This is a genomic window from Micromonospora sp. NPDC057141 (genome assembly GCF_042670805.1).
Taxonomy (GTDB): domain Bacteria; phylum Actinomycetota; class Actinomycetes; order Mycobacteriales; family Micromonosporaceae; genus Micromonospora.
In genome coordinates, this window is record NZ_JBHUVA010000059.1 from 19,862 (window position 1) to 42,607 (window position 22,746).

The 22,746-nt window shown below is 74.5% G+C and carries 24 protein-coding genes; 8 read left to right on the plus strand and 16 right to left on the minus strand.

The annotated features are described in order from the left end of the window. Positions 1-74 precede the first annotated feature (74 nt). Genes ACFT41_RS23945 through ACFT41_RS23965 form a run of 5 tightly spaced genes read left to right on the plus strand, consistent with a single transcriptional unit; the run spans position 75 to position 5,449 of the window. The gene (locus tag ACFT41_RS23945; RefSeq protein ID WP_377588917.1) at positions 75-692 is read left to right on the plus strand and encodes a DUF4956 domain-containing protein; all 618 of its coding nucleotides are present in this window, start codon (positions 75-77) and stop codon (positions 690-692) included. After that, on the plus strand, positions 689-1,465 hold the full coding sequence (locus ACFT41_RS23950; RefSeq protein WP_377588918.1) for a polyphosphate polymerase domain-containing protein: 777 nt from the start codon (positions 689-691) through the stop codon (positions 1,463-1,465). Before ACFT41_RS23945 ends, ACFT41_RS23950 begins: the two co-directional genes overlap by 4 nt. Further along, positions 1,462-3,381 carry a carbohydrate-binding domain-containing protein gene (locus ACFT41_RS23955; RefSeq protein ID WP_377613997.1) on the plus strand — a complete coding sequence of 640 codons (1,920 nt, stop codon included), beginning with the start codon at positions 1,462-1,464 and terminating at the stop codon, positions 3,379-3,381. Before ACFT41_RS23950 ends, ACFT41_RS23955 begins: the two co-directional genes overlap by 4 nt. Before the next feature lie 7 nt (positions 3,382-3,388). Beyond that, the gene (locus tag ACFT41_RS23960) at positions 3,389-4,321 is read left to right on the plus strand and encodes a phosphodiester glycosidase family protein (protein ID WP_377588922.1); all 933 of its coding nucleotides are present in this window, start codon (positions 3,389-3,391) and stop codon (positions 4,319-4,321) included. A 3-nt stretch (positions 4,322-4,324) separates the two neighbouring features. Continuing rightward, on the plus strand, positions 4,325-5,449 hold the full coding sequence (locus tag ACFT41_RS23965; RefSeq protein ID WP_377588923.1) for a glycosyltransferase: 1,125 nt from the start codon (positions 4,325-4,327) through the stop codon (positions 5,447-5,449). Here the strand turns inward: ACFT41_RS23965 and ACFT41_RS23970 are convergent. The 7 genes from ACFT41_RS23970 to ACFT41_RS24000 form a co-directional block, all read right to left on the minus strand. Next, entirely contained in the window at positions 5,365-6,588 is a 1,224-nt protein-coding gene (locus ACFT41_RS23970) for an alpha/beta hydrolase-fold protein (protein WP_377588924.1), read from the minus strand. The genes ACFT41_RS23965 and ACFT41_RS23970 overlap by 85 nt on opposite strands. 234 nt (positions 6,589-6,822) lie before the next feature. Further along, positions 6,823-8,070: a hypothetical protein gene (locus tag ACFT41_RS23975; RefSeq protein WP_377588925.1), complete on the minus strand. Its 1,248-nt coding sequence runs from the start codon at positions 8,068-8,070 to the stop codon at positions 6,823-6,825. After that, on the minus strand, positions 8,067-9,224 hold the full coding sequence (locus tag ACFT41_RS23980; protein WP_377588926.1) for a ThiF family adenylyltransferase: 1,158 nt from the start codon (positions 9,222-9,224) through the stop codon (positions 8,067-8,069). The genes ACFT41_RS23975 and ACFT41_RS23980 overlap by 4 nt, the downstream gene beginning before the upstream one ends. Positions 9,225-9,364: 140 nt before the next feature. After that, a complete protein-coding gene (locus tag ACFT41_RS23985) occupies positions 9,365-9,637 on the minus strand; it encodes a DUF6510 family protein (RefSeq protein WP_377588928.1) in 273 nt (90 codons plus the stop codon). A 19-nt stretch (positions 9,638-9,656) separates the two neighbouring features. After that, a complete protein-coding gene (locus ACFT41_RS23990; protein WP_377588930.1) occupies positions 9,657-10,403 on the minus strand; it encodes a ferredoxin reductase in 747 nt (248 codons plus the stop codon). Then, positions 10,400-10,990 (minus strand): sulfite oxidase-like oxidoreductase, encoded by a 591-nt coding sequence (locus ACFT41_RS23995; RefSeq protein WP_377588938.1) that lies wholly within the window; start codon positions 10,988-10,990, stop codon positions 10,400-10,402. Before ACFT41_RS23995 ends, ACFT41_RS23990 begins: the two co-directional genes overlap by 4 nt. An 81-nt stretch (positions 10,991-11,071) precedes the next feature. Next, a complete protein-coding gene (locus ACFT41_RS24000) occupies positions 11,072-12,091 on the minus strand; it encodes a TerC/Alx family metal homeostasis membrane protein (protein ID WP_377588931.1) in 1,020 nt (339 codons plus the stop codon). Between the two features lie 262 nt (positions 12,092-12,353). Here ACFT41_RS24000 and ACFT41_RS24005 point away from each other — a divergent pair, with 262 nt between their 5' ends. Beyond that, positions 12,354-13,556, plus strand: a complete 1,203-nt coding sequence (locus ACFT41_RS24005; protein ID WP_377588932.1) for a CaiB/BaiF CoA transferase family protein — start codon at positions 12,354-12,356, stop codon at positions 13,554-13,556. Between the two features lie 77 nt (positions 13,557-13,633). On the opposite strand, the gene ACFT41_RS24010 is transcribed toward ACFT41_RS24005, so the two are convergent. After that, positions 13,634-14,047, minus strand: a complete 414-nt coding sequence (locus ACFT41_RS24010) for a DUF2267 domain-containing protein (protein ID WP_377588933.1) — start codon at positions 14,045-14,047, stop codon at positions 13,634-13,636. Between the two features lie 211 nt (positions 14,048-14,258). Between ACFT41_RS24010 and ACFT41_RS24015 the strand changes: the two genes are divergently transcribed. Together ACFT41_RS24015 and ACFT41_RS24020 are read left to right on the plus strand one after the other, a co-directional pair. Continuing rightward, the gene (locus tag ACFT41_RS24015) at positions 14,259-14,528 is read left to right on the plus strand and encodes a DUF2795 domain-containing protein (protein ID WP_377588934.1); all 270 of its coding nucleotides are present in this window, start codon (positions 14,259-14,261) and stop codon (positions 14,526-14,528) included. 53 nt (positions 14,529-14,581) lie between these two features. Continuing rightward, entirely contained in the window at positions 14,582-15,220 is a 639-nt protein-coding gene (locus tag ACFT41_RS24020; RefSeq protein ID WP_377588935.1) for a DUF1345 domain-containing protein, read from the plus strand. A gap of 356 nt (positions 15,221-15,576) precedes the next feature. Here ACFT41_RS24020 and ACFT41_RS24025 read toward each other — a convergent pair whose 3' ends face one another. From ACFT41_RS24025 to ACFT41_RS24060, 8 genes are all read right to left on the minus strand, one after another. Then, positions 15,577-16,548, minus strand: coding sequence for a pirin family protein (locus ACFT41_RS24025; RefSeq protein WP_377588936.1), 972 nt, complete (start codon positions 16,546-16,548; stop codon positions 15,577-15,579). Positions 16,549-16,563: 15 nt separating this feature from the next. Continuing rightward, on the minus strand, positions 16,564-17,418 hold the full coding sequence (locus ACFT41_RS24030; RefSeq protein WP_377588937.1) for a hypothetical protein: 855 nt from the start codon (positions 17,416-17,418) through the stop codon (positions 16,564-16,566). A 249-nt stretch (positions 17,419-17,667) separates the two neighbouring features. Beyond that, entirely contained in the window at positions 17,668-18,264 is a 597-nt protein-coding gene (locus ACFT41_RS24035; RefSeq protein ID WP_377613998.1) for a hypothetical protein, read from the minus strand. Positions 18,265-18,603: 339 nt separating this feature from the next. Continuing rightward, entirely contained in the window at positions 18,604-19,467 is an 864-nt protein-coding gene (locus ACFT41_RS24040; RefSeq protein ID WP_377590377.1) for a DedA family protein, read from the minus strand. Positions 19,468-19,577: 110 nt separating this feature from the next. After that, positions 19,578-19,796 carry a hypothetical protein gene (locus tag ACFT41_RS24045; protein ID WP_377590379.1) on the minus strand — a complete coding sequence of 73 codons (219 nt, stop codon included), beginning with the start codon at positions 19,794-19,796 and terminating at the stop codon, positions 19,578-19,580. A gap of 14 nt (positions 19,797-19,810) precedes the next feature. Next, a complete protein-coding gene (locus ACFT41_RS24050) occupies positions 19,811-21,247 on the minus strand; it encodes a serine/threonine-protein kinase (RefSeq protein WP_377590380.1) in 1,437 nt (478 codons plus the stop codon). 29 nt (positions 21,248-21,276) lie between these two features. Beyond that, on the minus strand, positions 21,277-21,483 hold the full coding sequence (locus ACFT41_RS24055) for a hypothetical protein (protein ID WP_377590382.1): 207 nt from the start codon (positions 21,481-21,483) through the stop codon (positions 21,277-21,279). Positions 21,484-21,485: 2 nt separating this feature from the next. After that, entirely contained in the window at positions 21,486-22,556 is a 1,071-nt protein-coding gene (locus ACFT41_RS24060) for a LacI family DNA-binding transcriptional regulator (protein ID WP_377590384.1), read from the minus strand. Between the last annotated feature and the right edge of the window lie 190 nt (positions 22,557-22,746).

The window sequence follows — 22,746 nt, forward strand, 5'->3', positions numbered from 1 at the left end:
GGCGGTCGCACAGCTCGCGCCAAGACCGGCCTGGCTTGATGAACAGGACGTTAACTCAGGACGAAGGAATGGCCGTGAATCAGTTGACCGCAGTCGCCGCCGATCTCGTCGCGATCTCCGTACTCGTGTTCGGCGTCTACTTCCCCCGGCACCACCGCCGTGATCTCGTCACCGCCTTCCTGGGCGTGAACATAGGCGTGGTGGCCGTCTCGATCGTCCTCGGCTCCTCGGGCGTGGGGGTCGGCCTCGGGCTCGGGCTCTTCGGGGTGCTGTCGATCATCAGGTTGCGCTCCGACGAGATCGCCCAGCACGAGATCGCCTACTACTTCGCCGCGCTGGCGCTCGGGCTGGTCGCCGGCCTCAGCGGATCACTCGGCGTCCTCCCCGGCGCGCTGATGACGCTGATCGTCGCCGGGCTCTTCCTGGGCGACCACCCACGCCTCTACGGCCGTCACCGCAGCCAGAACCTGCGCCTGGACGTCGCGCACACCGACGAGAACGCCCTGCGGGGCCACCTGGAGATGCTGCTCGACGCCCGGGTGGTCAGCGTCGTGGTCCGAAGCGTCGACCTGGTCAACGAGACCACCCTGGTGGACGTCCGGTACGTCGTGCGGCCCCGCTCCGGCGAGGGCGACCGGCACCGGGAACGGGCGCAGGGGCCGGCGGTCGAGCGGATGGCGTCCGTCGGATGAACGCCGCCGACCCGCGGGACGGTTTCCGCCCGATCGACCTGGAAGAACTGGTGTCCCGCGCGGAGCTGCTGCGCCGCGTCGACCGCAAGTACGTGCTTCCCGCCCGCGACCTCCCGGCGTTCCTGGGCGGACTGCCGGCGCAGACCCGGGTCCTCGACATCGGCGGGCGGCGCGCGTTCAGCTACCGGTCCGTCTACTTCGACACCCCCGGCCTGGACAGCTACCTCGCCGCGGCCCACCGGCGCCGGCGCCGCTTCAAGGTTCGGATCCGCAGCTACGTCGAGACGGGCGCACGCTACGCCGAGGTGAAGCTGCGCGGGCTGCGAGGCACGACCGTCAAGGAACGCGTCCCCTACCACGGCAGCGAACGGGAGCTGGGCCCCGAGGCGTGGACGCACGTGGACGAGGTGCTCGTGACCGCCGGGCTGCGGCCCGACCGGCTGAGCCTCGCCCCGGCGCTGACCACCCGCTACCGCCGCACGACGCTCTTCCTTCCCGCCACCGGCAGCCGGCTGACCGTCGACGAGGACGTCACCTGGGTCCTGCCCGACGGCACCGCCCGGCACCTGCCCCACCACGTCATCGTCGAGACCAAGTCCGAGCGGGCCGGCGCCCCCGTCGACCGGTTCCTGTGGTCGATGCGGCACCGGCCGTGTCCCGTCTCCAAGTACGCCACCGGGCTGGCCGTGCTCCGCCCCGACCTGCCCGCCAACCGTTGGCAGCCGCTGCTGCGCCGACACATCGCCCGCGCCATCGAGGAGAGCAAGCCATGAAGATCCTCCGCAGGAAGCTCGTCGCCGCCGTAGCGTCCGTGGTCCTGGCCGCGGCGCTGCTCACCGGATGCGCCGACGAAAGCGGCTCGACGGCCTCGACGGCCGCGTCGACGACCCCGGCGGCGGTCGCCGTGGACGGCACGCAGACCGCCGAGCAGGTGCTCGCGGCCAACACCGCCGACCACGCCGCAGCCGACGCGGCCGACTACGACGAGTCGTCGGTCGTGGAGATCGCCCTCGACGGCGCCTCGGCCAGCGCGGACGGCGACGGGGTGAAGGCCGACGGCGCCACGGTCACCATCACCGCCGGCGGCACGTACCGGATCAGCGGCACGCTGACCGACGGGCAGGTCGTCGTCGCCGCCCCCGACGCCACCGTAAGGATCATCCTGGACGGGGCGGCGATCACCAGCTCCGGCAGCGCCGCGATCGCCGTGACCGAGGCCGAGCAGGCGATCGTGATCCTCGCCGACGGCAGTCAGAACACCCTGACCGACACCTCGTCGTACGCCTCGGACGCCGACGTCAACGCGGCCCTGTTCAGCGCCGCCGACCTGACCGTCACCGGCGGCGGCGCGCTGACCGTGCACGGCAACGGCAACGACGGCATCGCGAGCAAGGACGGCCTGGTCATCGCGGCCGGCACGATCACCGTCGAGGCGGTAGACGACGGGATCCGGGGCAAGGACTACGTGGTCGTCGACGGCGGCACGATCACCGTCACCGCCGGTGGCGACGGCGTCAAGGCGGACAACACCACCGACGCCGACGCCGGATACGTCGCCGTCGCCGCCGGCACCGTCACGGTCACGGCGGAGGGCGACGGGATCGACGCCGCCACGGACCTGGTCGTCACCGGCGGGACGCTGGCCGTCACCAGCGGCGGTGGCAGCGGCACCCGCCCGGACGAGGAGACCTCGACCAAGGGCCTCAAGGCCGGCGTGATCACCGTCCTGGAGGGCGGGACGGTCACCGTGGACGCCTCCGACGACGCGCTGCACAGCGACGGCTCCGTCCGCCTCGGCGGCACCAGCGTCACGCTGGCCAGCGGCGACGACGCGGCGCACGCCGAGAACGCGCTGGTGATCGACGGTGGCACGGTCGAGGTCACCGCCTCCGTGGAGGGCCTGGAGGCCGCCGACATCGTGCTCAACGGCGGCGACGTGCACGTCGTGGCCAGCGACGACGGCCTCAACGCGGCGGGCAGCTCGTCCGGCCAGCAGGGCGGCGCGGGCGGCCAGCAGGGCGGCGCGGGCGGACAGCAGGGCGGCGCGGGCGGACAGCAGGGCGGCGCGGGCGGACAGCAGGGCGGCGGACCCGGCGGCGGGGGCGAGGAGGTGGGCGACTATTCGGTCACCATCACCGGCGGCACCCTGGTCGTCGACTCCGGCGGCGACGGCCTGGACTCCAACGGCACCGTCACGATGACCGGCGGCACCGTGGTGGTCAACGGCCCGACGGCCAACAACAACGGCGCGCTGGACGCCAACGGCACGTTCACCGTCAGCGGGGGCGTCCTGGTGGCCGCCGGCAGCGCCGGCATGGCCGTCGCGCCGGACAGCGACTCGACGCAGGGCTGGGTCTCCGTCACGCTGGACTCCGCCGTCGAGTCGGGCACGACCCTGCACCTCGTCGACTCCGACGGCACGGTGGTCGCCACGTTCGTCACCTCCAGGACCGTCCAGAACATCGTCTTCTCCTCCTCGGCCATCACCAGCGGCGAGGAGTACACGCTGCGCAGCGGCGGCACGGCCACCGGTGGCAGCACCGGCGGGCTCGCCGGGTCGGGCGAACTCGGATCCGCGTCGACCATCGCCACCGCCACGGCGGGCGAGGCCCCGGCCGGCCGCGGCCCCGGCGGCGGCGCCCCGGGTGGCGACGGCCCGCAGGGCGGCGGCCCCGGCGGCGGGAACTGAGGCGACGATGAGCCGCAGGATCAGCCGACGGGCACTGCTCGCGGGCGGACTCGGCGCGTTCGTGGCCGCCGGGGGCGGCGCGGGCGCCTGGGCCCTGGACCGCTACGTGCTCGACCACGTCGAGGTCGCGAACGCCTCCGACCTGACCGCCTCCCACGCCAGCGTGGCGCAGGCCGCCGAGTCGGGCACCGGCACCGCGACGACCTACGCCAGCAGCACGGCGTCGATCTCGATCGAGACCGTGCGGACCGGCACCGGCAGGCAGCAGGTGACCTACTTCGTCGCCGACGTGACCGTGACCGACGCGACGATCGTCAGATCCGCCTTCGCCAACGACCAGTTCGGCGAGAACATCGTCGCCGACCCCTCCGACATCGCGGCGGACGTCGGCGCGGTGCTCGCCGTCAACGGCGACTACTACGGCTTCCGGGACACCGGCATCGTCATCCGCAACGGGGTGGCCTTCCGCGACCGGGGGGCCCGGCAGGGCCTCGCCCTGTACACCGACGGCTCCGCCCGCCTCTACGACGAGACCGCCACCACCGCCGCCGAGCTGGTCCGGGCCGGCGTCTGGCACACGTTGTCGTTCGGGCCGGGCCTCGTCGCCGACGGTGCGGTGATCGACGGCATCGATCACGTCGAGATCGACACGAACTTCGGCAACCACTCGGTGCAGGGCAACCAGCCGCGTACCGGGATCGGCGTGATCGACGACAACCACCTGCTCTTCGTCGTCGTCGACGGCCGGAGCGCGGGCTACAGCCGAGGGGTGACGATGACCGAGTTCGCGCAGATCTTCGTCGACCGGGGCGCCGCCGTCGCGTACAACCTCGACGGTGGCGGATCGACCACGATGATCTTCAACGGCGAGTTGGTCAACAACCCGCTCGGCCGTGGCGAGGAACGCGGCACCAGCGACATCCTCTACGTGGCCGGCTGAGGCATGGCCACCGCGATCGTCCTCGTCCCCGCGTACGAGCCGGACGAGAAGCTCCTGCACCTGATCCGCGACCTCGACCGGCACCGCGTCGTCGTCGTCGACGACGGCAGCGGGCCCGGCTACGCCGACCTCTTCGCCCGGGCTGCCGGCCTGGGCGCGGAGGTGGTGACCCTGCCGGTCAACCAGGGCAAGGGCCACGCGCTGCGGACGGGATTCGCCCACCTCCGCGACCACTACCCGGGCCGGGACGTGGTCTGCGCCGACAGCGACGGCCAGCACCGGCCCGAGGACGTCCGGGCGGTCGCCGACCGCCTCGCCGCCTCGGGCGCCGACATGGTGCTGGGCGCACGGCGGTTCACCGGCGACGTCCCGGCGCGCAGCCGGTTCGGCAACACGGCCACCCGCCTGGTCTTCCGGGCCGCGACCGGACGGACGCTCCGCGACACCCAGACCGGCCTGCGCGGCTACCCGGCCCGGATGCTCGGCTGGCTCGGCACCGTCGGCGGTGACCGCTTCGACTACGAGGTGCGGCTGCTGCTGCGCGCCGTGCGGGAGGGGCTGCGGATCGAGGAGGTGGGGATCGCGACGGTCTACCTGGCCGGCAACGCCTCCTCACACTTCCGGCCGCTGCGGGACTCGGCGCGGATCTACCGTCCGCTGTTCGCGTTCGCCGCGTCGTCGCTGCTGGGCTTCAGCATCGACGCCACCCTCTTCCTGCTCATCGCGGGCGCGACCGGCAGCGTCCTCGTCGCGGCGGTCGCCGCCAGGCTGGTCAGCGCCACGGTCAACTTCACCGTCAACCGGTCCTGGGTCTTCGGCGGAGACCAGGCCCGGGCCCCGATCGCGGCCTCGGCCGGGCGTTACGCCCTGCTGGCGCTCACGGTGCTCGCCGCGAACGTGACGATGATCGAGTCGCTGGCGGTGGTGACCGGATCGGTCCTGGCCGCCAAGGTCCTCACCGAACTGGCACTCTTCGCCGCCGGCTTCCTGGTCCAGCGGTACGTCGTCTTCGCCCGGCCCGCCCGCCCTGTTCCGGCGCGCCGTCACGCCGACGACGACGCGGGCTCCCGCTGGCCGCCGAGGACGGCGAGCAGCCCCTCGGCGAAGGTGCGCCGCCAGTTGACGTAGTCGTGCCCGCCCCGGTATTCCGCGTACGTCACCTGGTGGCCGCGCGCAACCAGCAGGTCCCGGAAGCGGCGGTTGACGGAGAGCTGGTCGACCTGCTCGGGGCGGGGCCAGGTGTTCTCCCGGTCTCCCACGTCCAGGTAGAACCGCACCGGTGCGGCCGGCCACCCGGCGTACGCGCGGGTCAGCCACTCCCGCTCGCCAGGCTGCGCCGACGCCGGCCACCAGAAGCTGCCCGACTGGGCGATCACCGCGCCGAACGACCCGGGGACGGCCAGCGCCACGTACGCGGCGGCGAGCCCGCCCAGCGACGAGCCCGCGATGACCCGCCGGGCGGGGTCGTCGGTGACCGCCCAGCGCCGCCGGGCCCAGGGCAGCAGCTCCCGGGTGACGAACGCGCGCAGCGCGGCCGACGGGCGCAGCTCGGTCGTCCGGCGCGCCCCGCTGGGTGCCGAAACGAACAGCGCCAGGGTCGGCGGGATCCGCCCGGCGGCGATGAGGTTGTCCAGCGTCGCGGGCACCCGCAGCAACGCCCGGGACAGGTAGCCGTCGAAGACCACGAGCAACGGCAGCGGCCCGGCGGCCGTGACCGCCGGCCGGTAGACCGCGACGCGGCGCCGGCCGCCCCACGCGGCGGTACGCATGCTCGTGCCCAGCACGGCGCCCCGGGGCACGCCCGGATGGTGCCGGATCCAGGGCTCGTCGGGGGCCTTCGGCAGCTCCAGCAGGGACGCCCACAGCTCCCGGTCGTTGGGGTCGGCGGGGTCGGCGGGAAACCGGAACGGGTGGTGGTTGAGGGCGTCGAGGTGGGTGGGGCCCCGGCCGGTGGCGTCGGGCGGCAGGTCCGGCGAGCCGTGCCGCAGGAAGTAGATGGTGCGCAGGTCGACCGGCAGCCGCTGGGAGCCGTGCCACAGGTCGGTGCCCGGGACGCGGCGCAGCGTCAGGTCGATGCCCCAGCCGGTGGTGGTCTGGGCCGCCTCACCGCGCCACAGGAAGGTCACCAGGGCACTGTCGCCGTCGACCCGCTCGATCAGGGGCGCGCCCCGGGCGGCCACCTCCCGCCAGAAGTCGGCGAGCACCGGCGCGCCTCCGGCGCGCAGGTCGTGCAGCAGGCGGGCGATGCGGGGGCTGGTCTCCGGCACGGCTGGTCCCTGTCTGGTCGGGCGGGTCGAAGCTCCGGGTGGTCGGGCGGGTCGAAGCTCCGGGTGGTCGGGCGGGCGCGGCGGCGGGGCGGGCAACGGTCGTCGTCGCCGTCCCGCCGCCGCACCGGCACGCCGTGCGCGCCGGCCGGGCCCCGGCTCAGTTGCCGCTGGGGTTGCTCGCACTGGTCGTCTCCACCTTGTCCAGCTTCCGAATGACGATCTGCTCCACGGTTCTCACCTCCCTCCCGTCCACTCGTGACCGGCCGCCCCCGCTCGACGGGCGCGGCGACGGGCGCGCAGCCGTCGACCGTGCCGCCGCCACCACGCCCAGCACCACACCGTCCAGGAGCCGCCGAGCACGGCGGCGGTGACGACCGCGTCGAACCGGTCGACCGGGTCACCGCCCGGGCCCAGGCCGCCGGCGGCGTCGGCGAGCAGCCCGAGGGTGAACGGCACGGTGACGGTGGCGGCCACGGCGAGGCAGGCGGCGGTGCCCACGACCAGCAGCAGCGCGTACCAGCGGACGGCCCGGCGTTCCCGGGCGGGCAGCGCCAGGCTCGGGTCGGGACCCGGCCGGCGGGCCGCCCGCCGCAGCCACCACCGGGCGTACGCGGCGCCGTCGGCGTAGAGGTTGCGCGCGCCCGCCACGTCCTGCAGGACGAAGTAGACGTCGGTGCGCATGAAGACGAGGAACTGCACCGGCAGCGGCAGCACGGCGAGCAGCAGCACCGCGGCGGCGGCCCGGTCGACCGGGGTGCCCGTCGCGGCGGCGGCCCGGACGAGCACGGCCACGGATGCGACGACGACGTTGACCGCCATGCCGGAGAGGTAGACGGTGAGCCGGGCCGACCGGGGCGCGGCCCAGATGCCACTCACGTCGGTCTGCGCCACCAGGAACTGCAGGCGGGTGCCCAGCCCGAGCCGGCCCGGCACCCCGTGGGCCCGCGCGGTCAGCAGGTGGGCCAGCTCGTGCAGCAGGACGATCGACCAGGCGACGGCGGCGTTGCCGGCCAACACGAGGCTGGCGTGCGGGCTCCACAGCAGGTCACGGTGGCTCGGCAGGACGCCGGGGGTCAACAGCGCCGTCACCGCGGCGACCCCGGTCACCGCCAGCGCCGCGACGGCGACGGGGCGACCGATCAGCCACCGCACGTGCTCCGGGCGCAGCCGGGGCAGGGTCGGTGCGGGCACCGGAGCGCCGGGCAGCGGCCGTCCGTCGACGGCGGCGACGAAGCCCAGCCCGACCAGGTCGCGGACGAAGCCGGCGATGTCGATCTCGCGCCCCCGCTCGGCGCGCAGCCGCAGGTAGGTCTCGTCGACGCTGAGCCCCGCCCCGAGCAGCCGCAGGACGGCCGCCGCGATCTCCGGCACGGCGACGAAGTCCCCGGTGTCGACCCGCCCGACGATCCAGTCGTCGCCATCGGGACGCACCCGCAGCTCGTGCAGCAGGACCCGGCAGGAGCCGGCCACCTCGACGCTCACCGGCGCTGCGCCCGGCCGGTGGCGACCACGGCGTCGACGGGTTCGCCGCCGCAGTCGGAGGGGCAGCGCGGGTGCGGCGGGTGGGCGATGAGGAAGTGCTGGTCGGCGGCGACCAGGTTGATCCCCTGGAGCTGACCGGGACGCAGGGCCGGGACGCCGGTGAGCAGCGCGGATGCCAGATGCGCGGCGAGGTGACCGGAGAGCCCGGCGGAGGCGGCGCTGACCGCGCTGCTGCTCTCCCGCTCAGGCGTGTATTCGGCGGCCGGGTCGTCGCGGCGGCGCTTGTCGTGCTCGGCCAGCCAGAAGCACTCGTAGCAGGGCCCGAGCCCGGGCAGGTACGCCGCCGCCGTCACCACCGGCCCGTGGTAGCCGGCGTCGACCCACGGCGTGCCGGTGTCCAGGCAGACCCGGTTGGCCCAGGCCCGGATGGCGCCCGGCCGATCGGCGCAGAGCACCAGCACGTCGCGGTCGGCGACCAGCCGCCGCAGGTCGGCCGGCCCGCGCACCTCCGCCCGCTCGCCGGTGACCTCGATGTCGGAGTTGAGCTGGCGCAGCCGGGCGACGGCGGCGTCCACCTTGGGCCGGCCGATGTCCTCCTCGACGTACACGGTCTGGCGGTTGAGGTTGGACAGCTCGACCACGTCGGGGTCGACGCAATGCAGCCGCCCCACGCCGCTCGCAGCCAGGGCGAGCGCGGCGGCCCCGCCGGTGCCGCCCAGCCCGACGACGACGGCCCGGGACCGCTTCAGGGCGAGTTGCGGCTCCCAGGAGGTGGCGCGCGGGACCAGGTCGATCCACCGGTGGAAGCGGCGGCTGCGGTCGTAGCGTTCCCGGTCCCGGTCGGTGAGCTCCGGCGGGTCGGGGGCCGCCGCGTCGTCGAGGTAACCGGCGGCGGCGAACTGGTCCAGCGCGGCGCGCACCGCCCGCGCCGTCTCGGTCGGGTGCGCGGCGAGGACCCGGGCGACGATCTCCTCGGCGCTGCGGGTGCCGTCGGCGGCGCGCAGCGTCGTCCAGATCGCGCCGGTGGTGTCGAGGACCTCGGCGGCGATGCCGTAGACCGAGCCGCCGATGCGGACCCGCCCGCCGGGCAGCCGGTGGAGGCCGTGCTCGGGTTTCACCTGCGGATACCACCCGGACGTGATGAGTGAAGCCATCGATCCTCGCCCCCGTACGACAGATCGCTGTCTTGGCGATCAGCCTGGCGGACGACGGCGGCGAAAGCAACACCCTGTGCCCGAACGGTTACCCTGCCGGGCGGACGGGGTTGCGCGGCGGTGGCCGAGCGACGTCGGGGCTAGTCCGGCGGCAACGGCACCTGGAGGAGGGCGGTGCCGCGCAGGTCGAGCCAGGCCCGGTCGGGCCCGCGCACCAGGCGCAGCATCACCTCCGCGCAGGCCGGGCAGCGGGCCACCAGGCCGGGCGCGTGGGAGTAGACCCGCAGGCCGGCCATCGGACCGGTCATGCCACACGACGCGCAGCGCCCGGTGGCCCCGCTGACGTCCACCGCGAAGACCTCCCGCAGGGGGCCGTCGAGCATGTTGCCGTCCAGGTAGGACAGTTCGGTCATGGGGTCTCCTCGTCGGCGGTCAGCCGGTGGGGCCGAAGCGTTCGGTGCGGACCCGACGCGGCTGGTGGCCCAGCCCCACCAGCAGGTCCGCCACCGTCTCCACGAAACCGGTCGGGCCGCAGACGTAGCACAGCGGCTCCAGCTCGGCCGGCCAGCCGTGGCTGTTCACATCCGCCAGCCCGATCCGGTGCAGCTCGCCCCGCCACCCGTCCGGCGCGGCCCGGGTGTAGACGTACGCCACGTCGAGACCCTGGTCGTCACGGGCCCGGCGGCGCAACTCGTCGGCGTAGATCACGTCGGCCGGCGTGCGCGCGGAGTAGACCAGCCGGAACGGGGCCCGGCTGCCGACGGCGCGGCGCGCGCGGACCATCGCCATCAGCGGCACCACGCCCGAGCCGCCGCCGACCAGCAGCACCGGCGCGGTCTCGGCCGGCCGCCACACGAACCACCCGCCCACCGGGCCGCGCACCTCCACCGGGTCGCCGGGCGTCCAGGCGTCCGTGAGGTACGGCGAGACCTCCCCGTCGGGCACGCGCTGCACGGTCAGCGCGACGTGGTCGCCTTCGGCGGGCCCGGCGAGGGAGTACGACCGGGCGGCCTGGTAGCCGTCGGGGGCGGTGAGCCGGACGTCGACGTGCTGGCCGGGCAGGTGGCCGGGCCAGCCGGGGACGTCGAGGACGAGGGTCTGCGCGGTCGGCGTCTCGGCCCGGCGCTCGACGAGCCGGGCCACCTGCCAGCCCAGCGGGGCGGCCGGCGGGGCGCTCAATCGCCGGCGTAGCGCTGCTCGCGCCACGGGTCGCCGTAATCGTGGTAGCCGGCGGTCTCCCAGAAGCCGGGTGAATCGGTGGCGCCGAGGCGGATGCCGCGCACCCACTTCGCGGACTTCCACAGGTAGAGGTGCGGCACCAGCAGCCGGGCCGGTCCGCCGTGCTCGACGGGCAGGTCCCGGCCGTCGTAGCCGTGCACCACCCAGGCGCGCCCGCCGCGCAGGTCGGCCAGCGGCAGGTTGGTGGTGTACCCGCCGTAGCAGTGGACCAGCGCGTACGCCGCGTCGGTGTCGACGCCGTCGAGCAGCACGTCGAGCGAGACGCCCTGCCAGGTGGTGCCGAGCTTGGACCAGCGGGTCACGCAGTGGATGTCGACCGTCGGGGTCTCCTGCGGCAGGGCGGTGAACTCGGCCCACGTCCAGCGGTGCTCCGCGCCGGTCTCGGTGGCGACGACGAACTCCCAGGCGTCCGGCCGCACCCTCGGCGTCGGGCCGGCGGAGAGCACCGGGAAGTCCTCGGTGAGGTACTGGCCGGGCGGCAGGGCCGGCCCCGCTGTGCGGCGCCGGCCCTGGAATCCCGGTGACACGATTCCCACCCGTCAGTCGTACCACCTGTGGGAGCGCGGCGGTACCGTTCGCCCGGACCGACGCGGCGGGCGCTCGCGGCGTCAGCGCCGGTCGGCGACGACCTCCTTGTCGCCCGGCGAGGCGTCTCGGGTGGCCCGGAGGCTGGTCAGCGTGACGACGACCAGCACTCCGATGATCACGCCGAGCGAGGCCAGGGTCGGGATCTCCGGCACCCCGGACCAGATTCCGTGCGCCCAGTGCAGGCCGAGCTTGACGCCGATAAAGGCGAGGATGATCGCCAGGCCGTAGCTGAGGTGCACGAGCCGGCTGAGCGCGGCGTGCAGCACGAAGTAGAGCGCCCGCAGCCCGAGCAGGGCGAAGGCGTTGGTGGCGAAGACCAGGTACGGGTCCTCGGTGATGCCGTAGACGGCCGGCACCGAGTCGACGGCGAAGACCACGTCGGTGGCGAGCACCGCGACCACCACGAGGGCCAGCGGGGTGAGCGCCCGGCGGCCGTGGTGGCGGACGGTCATCCTGGTGCCCTGGTATTCGTCGACGACCGGCATGAACCTGCGCAGCAGCTTCACCGACCGCATCGTGTTGATGTCCACCTCCTGCTCGTGGCCGGAGAGGGCGTCGCGGAGCAGCTTGACGGCGGTGGCGATCAGGATGACGGCGAAGAGCAGGAAGGCGAAGTCCAGGGTCTGCAGCGCCGCCGCGCCGAGGGCGATGAAGACGGCACGCAGCACCAGCGCCCCGGCGATGCCGTAGAGCAGCACCCGCTGGGCGAGCATCGCCGGCACCGCGAACGCGGCCAACAGCAGCATGAAGACGAAGAGGTTGTCGACCGAGAGCGACTTTTCCACCAGGTAGCCGGTGAGGTACTCGACGCCCTGCTGGGAGCCGTAGCGCGACCAGACCCACGCGCCGAAGGCGAGCGGGAGGGCGACGTAGAACGCCGACCAGCCGAGCGCCTCCCTGATCGACACCTCGTGGGGCCGCCGGGTGACGAGGAAGTCCAGCACGAGCAGTGCGAGCACCCCGGCGATGGTGACCGCCCAGAGGGTGGGCGTGCCGATCGAGGACAGCGCATCGGCAGCAAGATGGGACGATTCGGTCATGTGGTCTCCTCGAACACCGTGTCATGTTCGAGGTCTCCTTCACCCACGATTCCGTGGGCAACCACCCGAGGCGCGCCCGGGGCACGCCGTACTGACCGGAATGGTTCGTGGGAAGTACTCCCCTCGTGCGACCAGGTTAGGTCAGCGCAGGGCGACACGCCAAGCCAACACCGGCCCGCCACCAGGGGTGCTGCCCCGATGGCCGTGGCGGGCCCGTCCCGACCTGTTCCGGGACACCCACCCGCGCGCCTAGGGTGTCCCGGTGAGCGAGCGCGCGAACCACCCCGACGCGGACCCGTCGGCCGGCGGCGCGACCGCCGGCCCCCTCACCGGGGTACGGGTGATCGAACTGGCCGGCATCGGGCCCGGCCCGTTCGCCGCGATGATGCTGGCCGACCTGGGCGCCGACGTGATCCGGGTGGACCGGGCCACCGACGTCGACCCGGGTGCCTTCGGCACCCCGCACCCGGACCTGCTCAACCGCGGTCGCCGCTCGATCGCCGTGGACCTCAAGTCGGCCGACGGCCGGGAGGCGGTGCTGGCCCTGCTCGGCGGTGCCGACGCGCTGATCGAGGGCTTCCGCCCCGGGGTGACCGAGCGGCTGGGCCTCGGCCCCGCCGACTGCCTCGCGGCCAACCCCCGCCTGGTGTACGGGCGGATGACCGGCTGGGGGCAGGACGGCCCGTTGGCCCCGTACGCCGGGCACGACATCGACTACCTGGCGTTGACCGGGGCGCTGCACGGCATCGGCCGGGCCGGGGAACGCCCGGTGCCGCCGATGAACCTGCTCGGCGACTTCGGCGGCGGCGGGATGATGCTGGCCCTGGGCGTCGTCGCCGCCCTGTACGCCGTCCGCGCCGGCACCCCCGGCCAGGTCGTCGACGCGGCGATCGTGGACGGCGTGTCGGTGCTCACCACGATGATCCACTCGCTGCGCGGGATCGGCATGTGGCGCGACCCGCGCGGGGTGAACCTGCTCGACGGCGGCGCCCCGTTCTACGACACGTACGAGTGCGCCGACGGCCGGCACCTCGCCGTCGGCGCACTGGAGCCCCGCTTCTACGACGAGCTGGTCCGGCGCACCGGGTTCCCGCTGCCCGGCGACGACGCGCCCGAGCGCACCGACCCGGCGAACTGGCCGGCCCTGCGGGCCGCGTGGGCCCGGCTGTTCCGCACCCGCACCCGCGACGAGTGGACGGCCCTGCTCGGCGCCTCGGACGCCTGCGTCGCGCCGGTGCTCGACTGGCGGGAGGCCCCCGCGCATCCGCACCTGGCGGCCCGGCGGGTGTTCGTGGAGCACGCCGGGGCGACCCAGCCGGCCCCGGCGCCCCGGTTCTCCGGCACGCCGACGGCGCTGCACCGGCCGCCCCCACACCCCGGCGAGCACACCGACGAGGTGCTGGCGCAGGCCGGCTTCGCCGCCGACCGGATCGCCGCCCTGCGCGCCACCGGCGCGGTCGCCTGACCCAGGTGCAAGGAAGGGCCCCCTGTCAACGGATTCTGTTGCACAAGGGTCCCCTCCCAACCACGCACGCCGCCCGGTCAGGACCGGCGCGGGACGGCCGCGCCCGGGGCCAGTGCCGGTTCCACCATGTCCCGGAAGTCGCGCGGCATCTGCACCACGATGTCGTCGAACTCCCCGCCGGTCACCGCCTCGCGTAGCGTGGTGAACACCGCCCTGACCGCCTCCCGGGCGGCCCGCTCGTCGAGCCCGGCCCGCTGGCCGACCCGGGCGACGAACTCGGCCGCGCCGAACCGGTCGGCGGCCTCGGTGTCCGGGCTGGGCCGCAGGACCAGCTGCAACGGCCTCGGCAGCTGGGTCGCGAGGTCGAGCACCTCACCACCGGTCAACCGCTCGGCGAGGGTCTCCAGCGTGGCCCGGGTCAGCTCGACGGCCCGCTCGCCGGGGACCCTCGCCCGCAGGGCCACCTGGTCGACGAAGGTGTCGTAGTTCATGACGATGCTCCTTCCGCTGCCTCGGGCCGGTCGCGCACCCGCCGGAAGGGCTCGACGCACCCCGCCGGAGGAGGGACGCGTACCCGCCGGAGGGGGGCGGAAACGGCGGCCAGGTGAGCCCGATCGCGCGCCCGACGCGGGCGTGGGCCGCCGCACGGTGGGTAACCGCGGCCGGTCGGGAACCCCGATCGCGGCGACGAGGAGCGCACCCATGGCGAGCTACGACGACGTCCTGCAGTACCTGTCCAGCCTCGACTACCCGGCGGACAAGGCCGACGTGGTCCGCGAGGCGGAACGGGAGGGCGCCCCGCCGGACGTGCTACGCGCCCTACGGGCCCTGCCCCCGGTGGACTACGCCAACGGCACCGAGGTGGCCCGGTCCGCCGGCATCGACGTGGCCCCCGAGGCCCGCCCGGCGCGGCGGGCGGCGCAGGCCCGGGAACCGCACACCCGGGTCTCGCAGCACCTGCGGCGCATCTGAACGCCGCGCCGGGCCGGCGGCGCGGGCGAGTGGGGACACGTCCGGTGCGGCGCGTGGACGGCCACACCACGGCGGTGGTCCAGCTCCTCGTGATGGGGCTGGTGGGCCTGCTGGCCGGTGGCCTGTTCGCGCTCGCCGGCTCACCGCGGCTCGGCCCCCTCGTGGGCTGGGACGCGGCGGCGCTGAGCTGGCTGGTGCTGGTGTGGCGCACGTTGTGGCCGCTGGACGGCGAGGGCACCGCCCGGCTCGCCGTGCGGGAGGACCCGAGCCGCGCCGTTCGTGACGTGCTGCTGCTGGTCGCCTGCCTGGCCAGCCTGCTGGCGGTGGCGGTCGTGCTGCTGTTCGCGCACAGCGTCCCACCGGGGCTGCGTCGCGACGCGTACGGCGGGCTGGGCGTGGTGAGCGTGCTGCTGTCCTGGCTGGTGGTGCACACCGTCCACACCGCCCGATACGCGCGGATCTACTACACGGGACCCGACGGCGGGGTGATGTTCCATCAGCGGGAGCGCCCCCGCTACTCGGACTTCGCCTACCTGGCCTTCACCGTGGGGATGACCTTCCAGGTCTCCGACACGAACCTGACCAGCAACGAGATGCGCACCACCGTGCTGCGGCACTCGCTGCTGTCGTACCTGTTCGGGGCGGTGATCATCGCCGCGACGGTGAACCTGGTGGCGGGGCTGGCGAGGTGAGCGGGACGCCGCGACAGACGGGCGCCCCGGGCCGCGAACCGCGACCCGGGGCGCCACGCAGAACCTGTGCCCCGGCGGTGAACGCGGCCCGAACCGGACCGCACCGCCGGGCGGCCACCCCCACCCGAAGAGGGCGGGGGTCAACTGCCGAGATCATCATAGACGCACCATCATCCGAACGGTCAGTTTTCGGGAAAACTGTGGGCCAGGGCACCTCAGATGAGCTTGGCGTACCGCTGCTCCAGGTCCACCCGGGCCAACGCCCCGACCAGCCAGGCGAGCCGCGACTACCCGCGTCGCCGCCCGGCCACGCCTGGCGACGGCAACTCGGCGGCCCCGGCCCGGAGGCAGGCGGCTCAGCGCAGGATCTCTCCGTGCCGAGTCCGGGCCAGCAGCCGGGTGGTCGGCAACGCGGGTGCCGGCAGCGGCGGGGCCGCGTCGTCCGCCACCACCCCGAAGCGGCGACCGGCCGTCCAGTCCTCGCGGGCCGCGGCGACCTCCTCGTGCGACCGGCCGACGAAGTTCCACCACATCACCAGCGGCTCCTCGAACGGCTCCCCGCCAAGCAGCAGCAGGCGGCTGCCTGGGGCGGCGGCCAGGGTCAGGCTCTGCCGCCCCAGGCCGAGGTGGAGTAGCGCGCCCGGCCCCAACGACACGTCGCCCACCTCGGCGGCACCGGACATCGCCAGCAGCGCGTACTCGAAGTCGCGACGCAGCGGCAGTCGGGCCGGCGCCGCACCCCCGGTGGTGAGTTGCGCGCCGAACAGCGGGGTGTGCACCACGGCCGGGGAACGCTCCCCGCCGAGCTCGCCGACCAGCAGCGTGACGTCGGTGTCCCCGTCGCGCCACACCGGCAGGTCCTCGTGGTGGGCGAAGCCGGGCCCACCGGCCCGCGCCGGGTCCGGCAGGGCAACCCACAGCTGCACGCCGTGCATCACCGGCGGATGCTCCGCCGGCGACCGCTCCGAGTGCGCGATGCCGTGGCCGGAGGTCATCACGTTGAGCTGCCCTGGGCGGATCGGCTGCACGTTGCCGAGGCTGTCCCGGTGCACGATCTCCCCGTCGAGCAGCCAGGTCACCGTCTGCAGGCCGGTGTGCGGGTGGGGCGGCACCTCCATGCCCGGCCGCCGTGCGACGTCGTCCGGGCCGAAATGGTCGACGAAACACCAGGCCCCGACCATCCGCCGCTGGCGCTGCGGCAGCAGCCGGCGCACCGTCGTGTAGCGGCCGAGCGGCACGTCGTGGCCCGGCAGCAGCACACTGCCCGAATCGGCGGGCGCCACCCCCGGCGGGCGGGTCTGCGCCGGCAGAGATTCCGTACGATCCACCGCCCGACTGTACGCTCAGGTCCCCTCGACGGTCACCGTGTTGGCCCCGGCGACCATGTCGACGTACACCCGGTCGACCCGGCGGTCCCAGTCCGGCGAGCCGGTCAGCGTGCCGGCCGCCACCCCTTGGCGATGCCGGTCGTAGACGGTGACCGCGCCGGCGCCGGCACCCGCCCGGACCCGGGTCGGCAGCGCACCGGGCACCCGGATCACCAACTGGTTCACCCCGCCGGTCAGGCGCACCGTCAGCGTGCCGACGACCCGGGGCAGGCGCAGGTCGACGCGGGTGGCCCCGGCGGCCAGTTCCAGCGCGGCGAGCCGCCCCCGGGTCAGGTCCAGCACCTGCTCGGTCACCCCGCCGGCCAGCCGCAGCCGCCAGGTCACCCGGGAGTTCAGCACGACCGCCGCGACGCCCGGGCCACGCCGGCCGCTGGGCACCATCCGCAGCCGCATCCGATCCCCGACGAGCTCCGGCCGGGGATCCACCCCGCCGTCGGCCGGGCGGGTGATCCGGTACAGCTCCTCGCCGAGGTCGTCGATGCGCAGGTCGAACGTGGTCAGTCCGTCGACCAGCTCGAAACTCGCCCGGGCACGCCCCGCCAGGGGTGCGGTGAGCACCCGCCCGTCGGCCGAGGCTCCCCCGCCGCCGGGCTCGGCCGCCAGCGGCACCGTCGACCCGACGTCCGGCCTACCGCCGGAGAACGCCACCCCCAGCCGGTCCGGGTTCGCCAGAGTCACCGCCACCGCACCGGCACCCAGCGCCAGCACCACCACAGCGGCGGCGACCATGAGCCGTACGCCGCGCGGCCAGGCCGGCGCGGGCGGCTCCGCGACGGGGTCCCCGGTCACCTCGACGACCGGCGCGGGCACCGGAGGAGCGTCCCCCGGGCGGCGATACGCGTCATGCTCCGACACCGGCATGTGCTCCCCTTTCGCGGTCCCCGCCAGGCAGTACGTACCCGGCCCGGGATCGGATCAGTCCGCCGCCGGCTTGCAGGGAGGGGCCCCTTGTTGACGCTTTCGGTAGAGGAGGGGTCCCTTGTTGACGCCTGCTGGCCGGGGACGCCGTCGAGCCGGGCCCCGGTTGTGGTGGCCCGGCTCGATGGCTGTGTGTGTGGGTCAGTTGTTCCAGTGTTGGGTGACGAGGTCGGCGGCCTGTTGTTCCCATTGGGCGTAGGCGTCGGGGTAGGCGGAGACCTGGACGGTTTGGGCGGCGTCGGTGAGGGGCATGTTCTGCCAGCCGTCGACCTGCTTGAGGCCGGTGAGGAAGGCGGTGGTGGCGTATTCGGGGTCGGTGATCTGCTCCGGCGAACCCCAGCCGCTGGAGGGGCGCTGTTGGAACAGGCCGAGGGAGTCGTGGTCGTTGTGGTCGCCGAGGTGGCCGAGGTTCTGCAGCTTCGATTCCTGTAGGGCGGTGCCGATGGAGATGACGGCGGCGCGTTCGTCGAGGCCGGTCTTCTTGGTGGCGGTGATGATGGCCTTGGCGTTGGTGGTCTGTTCGGTGTCGAGGTCGATGTGCGACTGCGCGCCCTGTACGCCGTGGGGGGTGAGGGCGGCGGTGTCCACGCCGGTGTTGTCGGCCTGCACGGCGACGGGTCGGGTGTCGACCGTGTCGGTGCTGGTGGTGGTGTGGTGGAGGGGTCCGGCGGCGAGGCCGCCGGCGAAGGCGAGTCCGGCGATGCCGAGGACACTCTTGCGCAGGATGGTCGTGGTCATGGGGGGGTGACTCCAATCCGGGGGTCGACACCCACCCGGGCAGAGGGCTCGGGGTGGGTGTGAGCACCACGTCGAGGCGCCCGAACAACGAAGCAGGGAGATGGGGGCGGCTGCCTTGCGGCGCCGGGTCCAGGTATAACGACCCCGGCCCCGCCGCGATTCCGGCCCTGGGGTGCCGCCGGTCACCACCCACCCCGCCGCCCTACCGGGACAATCCGCCCATCCGGGCGGTTGATCGACTTCATGCCGGGCAGGTGGGGGTATCCCGTCCCGTTGATACCGCCATGTCGCCGACAGGGAGTCGATCAACCAGGCGGGTCCGGCGGGTGGACTCGACCGTCAGTGCTCAGGCCCGCCCCGCCAGGAGCCGCTGCGGTAGACCGTCCCTCGGTACTCCCCCGGGCCATGCTCAGGCCCGTCCGGCAGCCCCGCCTCGGCACCGACAGACGGACCATCCGCAGACAATCCACCCACGAACGGACCCTCGTCGGACGAACCTGCGGGAGAGTGCGCCGTGGCATCGCGGCGCGCGGCGCGGGACCGCCGTACCCGGGTGACGACGAACCACGCGACCGCCAGCGTGGACACGGCGATGACCACGTTCTGGAACGCGCCGACGTACCCCTCGACCACGTGCCAGTTCTCGCCGAGCAGGTAGCCCGCCATGACGAAGACCGTGTTCCAGATGAGGCTGCCCAGCGTCGTGTACAGCAGGAACGTCAGCACCGGCATCCGCTCCACGCCGGCCGGGATCGAGATGAGACTGCGGAACACCGGGATCATCCGGCCGAAGAACACCGCCCTGACGCCGTGCCGGAGAAACCACGCCTCCGTGCGGTCGACGTCCTCGAGCTTGACCAGCGGCAGCTTGGCAACGATGGCCCGCATCCGGTCCCGGCCCAGCATCGCGCCGATCCAGTAGAGCGCCAGCGCGCCGACCACCGAGCCGAGGGTGGTCCAGCCGATCGCTCCGACCAGACTCATCCGTCCCTGGCTGGCGACGAATCCCGCCAGCGGCAGGATCACTTCGCTGGGGATCGGCGGGAAGAGGTTCTCCAGCGCGACCGCCAACCCGGCGCCGGGGCCACCCAGCCGTTCGACCAGGCCCGTGACGAATCCGACCGGTCCGCCGGACCCGGGCTCGGGCTCGGGACCGGCAGCGACCGTACGGGGGAAGGGCAGGAGCGGCTGCGTGCTGATCATCCGACAACGTTAGTGACCGTTCTCGCCGGCTGCCACGCCCCGGATCGGGGGTACGGGAGCGAAAGAGGCCGGACGTACCCCGTGGACCAACCCGCGCCGGTGCCGGCCCGTCAGCCCGCCGCGTCGCCGCGCGCCCCCGCGTATCCGGTGAGCAGTTCCCGGATCCGGGCGGCGGCCTCCGCGCCGATCCGGTCGCGCTCGACCGCCTCGGCGATGTCCTCGCGCAGTTCCCGCAGGCGCTTGGCCCGGTCCTTGAGCTTGCCCTGGTTCAGCTCGGCGACGTCTTCGCGCAGTTCGTCGGCGGTGTTGCGGTCGATCTCGCCGCGCACCTGCGCCTCGTCGATCAGGTCGGTGAGCTCGGCGGCGAGCTGGCGCAGGGTGACCGGCCGCGGCCGTACGGTGGTCGGTAGGGCGGCGGCCGACGGAGCCGGTACGGTCGCCTGCTCGTCGACGGGTGCGACGGCTCCGGGCGCCCCGGCCGGCGGGGTCGGTGGCCCGTCGTCGAGGGCGAGCAACGCGACCACGCCGACGAGCAGCGCCATCCCGGCGGCGACGAGGACGCCGAACAGACGGTTGCCCTGACGCGGGGCGCGGGGCGCGCGCGGGGCGGACGCGGGCACCGGGACGGACCGCCGACCTGGTCGGGCCGGGGCTGCCCAGGGCCCGGCGCGCTCGACCAGGGTCGGCGGGTGGTCCAGGGCCGAGAGAGCGACAGGCCGGTCGATGGAGCAACAGGCCGGGTCGGGGCCGACGCGGCGGCAGGGCGGGGTTCGGCCGGGGCCTCCGTGGCCGGCGCCGAGCCGAGCCGGCGGGCCAGTTGGGCGGCGGTGGGTCGCCGGGCCGGGTCGGCGTTCAGGCAGGCGAGGGTGAGCGCGGCGATGTCCGGGGGCAGGCCGGGGACGCGCAGCGGCGGGGCCTGCCGATGCGCCGCGTGCGCCGCGAGGGCGTCCTCCCAGGTCTGCACGGGCAGCGGGGCACGGCCGGCGAGGGCGCGGTAGAGCAGGGCCCCGAGGGCGTACACGTCGCTGGCCGGGTTTGGCAGCCCGGGGCTGAACCGCTCGGGTGCGAAGTATGCGGGGGTGCCCATCATCGGCTCTCCAGCCGGCCGGGGACGAGGCTCGTGCGGCCCTGGGCGCGGCCGGAGCGGCCCGGGACGAGGCTCGTACGGCCCGGCGAGGGCGGCGATGCCGAAGTCGAGCACCTTCGCGCCGCTCTCGGTGAGCATGATGTTGCCGGGCTTGATGTCGCGGTGCACCACGCCGATGCGGTGTGCGGCGGCCAGGGCACCAGCGACCTGCCCCGCCAGCGGAACTGCTTCGGGCCAGGGCAACGGGCCGGAGGTGAGCCGGTCGGCGAGACTGCGCCCCTCGACCAACTCCATCACCAGGTACGGCACCACCGTCCGGCGCCCGAGGGCCGCCTCGCCATAGTCGTACACCTGGGTGACGTGCGGGTGGGTGAGCCGGGCGGCGGCCCGGGCCTCGCGCTGGATGGTGGCGCGCAGGTGCGGGTCGGCGGCGAGTTGGGCCGCGAGCGCCTTGACCGCGACGGGGCGGTGCAGGACGTCGTCGTCGGCGCGCCACACTTCGGACATCCCACCGAGGCCGATGCGCTCGCGCAGGACGTAGCGGTCGTGCAGCCGCAGGGCGGGCGTGAACGGCGACATGATGGTCCAGTCTGCCTGCCGGACGGTGCCGGGCACCAGTCGTGGTGACCGGCACCGTCCGGCGTTGTCCGCCCGTACGCCCACCCCGACGCACGGGCGGACACCCCGACGCACGGGCGGACACCCCGACGTGGGCGGATGCGTCAGGCGCAGCGGGACATGGTGGCCGTGGTCGGGTGCGGTTCCATGCGGTCGGCGAGCCGGCGCAGAGCGGTCGCCATGACGAGCCGGGCGGGCGCGAGCCGGGGCGGGCGGGGCCGGTCCGGACGGACGGGCGCGTCCGGGCGGGCCGAGTTCACGTGCCGGTTGACGGCGTCGATGGCGAGGCTGTAGCCGGTGGGCAGGTCCATGGTCAACTCCTCGGGGCGGGGTGGGTGGACGTACGGACGACGAGTGCGGTGGGAAGCAGGACGTGCCCGGCGGCCGGGTCTGCGGGCGGGTCGAGCAGCAGTTCGGCGGCGATGCGGCCCTTCTCCTCGGCCGGTTGCCGGACGGTGGTCAGCCCCGCCTCGGCGGCGGCGTCGACGTCGTCGAAGCCGGTCACCGACACGGTGGGCGCCCCGGGCGGTCGGCCGGGGTCGGCGAGGACGTCGAGCACGCCGAGGGCCAGGACGTCGGAGCAGGCGAGCACCGCCGTGGGCGGGTCGGCGTCGGCGAGGACGGCCGCGACGGCGGCGGCGCCGGCCGGTCGGCTGTTGTCGGCGGCGCTGAGGACGGTGAGGTCGGACCAGTCGACTCCGACGGCGGCGAAGGCGTCGGCGAAGCCGGCGAGCCGGCCCCGGGTGGTGGGGTGGGTGGCATCGGCCGCCGTGGGCAGCCGCGCCACGCCCGGGGCGGCGTCGGGGCGGATCCCATCGCCGAGCAGCGCGACCCGTCGGTGCCCCAGGCCGGCGACGTGCGCGGCGACGGACCGGGCGGCGACGCGCTCGTCGATGCCGACGAACCGGTCGGTGGGGCCCGGACTGGCCGGTGGCGCGGTGGTGACGAACGGCAGGCCGCGGGCACGGATCGCGTCCAGCGTCCCCTCCTCGTCGCCGACGCAGTAGACGCAGAAGCCGTCGACGGCGGCGTCGGCCACCGCCCGGCGGGCCCGGTCGGCGTCGGCGGGCAGGGGCACCAGCAGCAGGCTGATGTCGCGCCGCTCGGCCGCCGCGCTGACCCCGGCGAGGAAGCGCACGGCGAAGGGGTCGGTGAACGCGTACGACAGTTGGGAGGTGAACAGGACGCCGATTGCGCCGGCGACCCCTCGGCGCAGCGAACGGGCGGTGGGGTTGGGGCCGGGGTAGCCCAGTTCCTCGGCTGCGGCGAGGATCCGGCGGCGCAGGGCGGCGGAGAGCTGGTCGGGCTGGCTGTAGGCGTTGGAGACGGTGCTGCGTGAGACGCCTACCGCGTCGGCGACCGCTTGCAGCGTCGGCTTCGACACGTCTCCCCCCTTCTGGATCGATCCAGTTCTGTATCGATCCAGAGACTAGCCGGACTGGCCGGTGACCGTCAATGGGTCCGAAAGGAGCGGGGCGGGAGAGAGGGATGACCCGGTGGCTGGCGGGGCCGGCCCCGCCAGCCACCGGGGGTGAGTCAGGGCTTGCGGGCGACGGCCCCGTACATGCTGACGT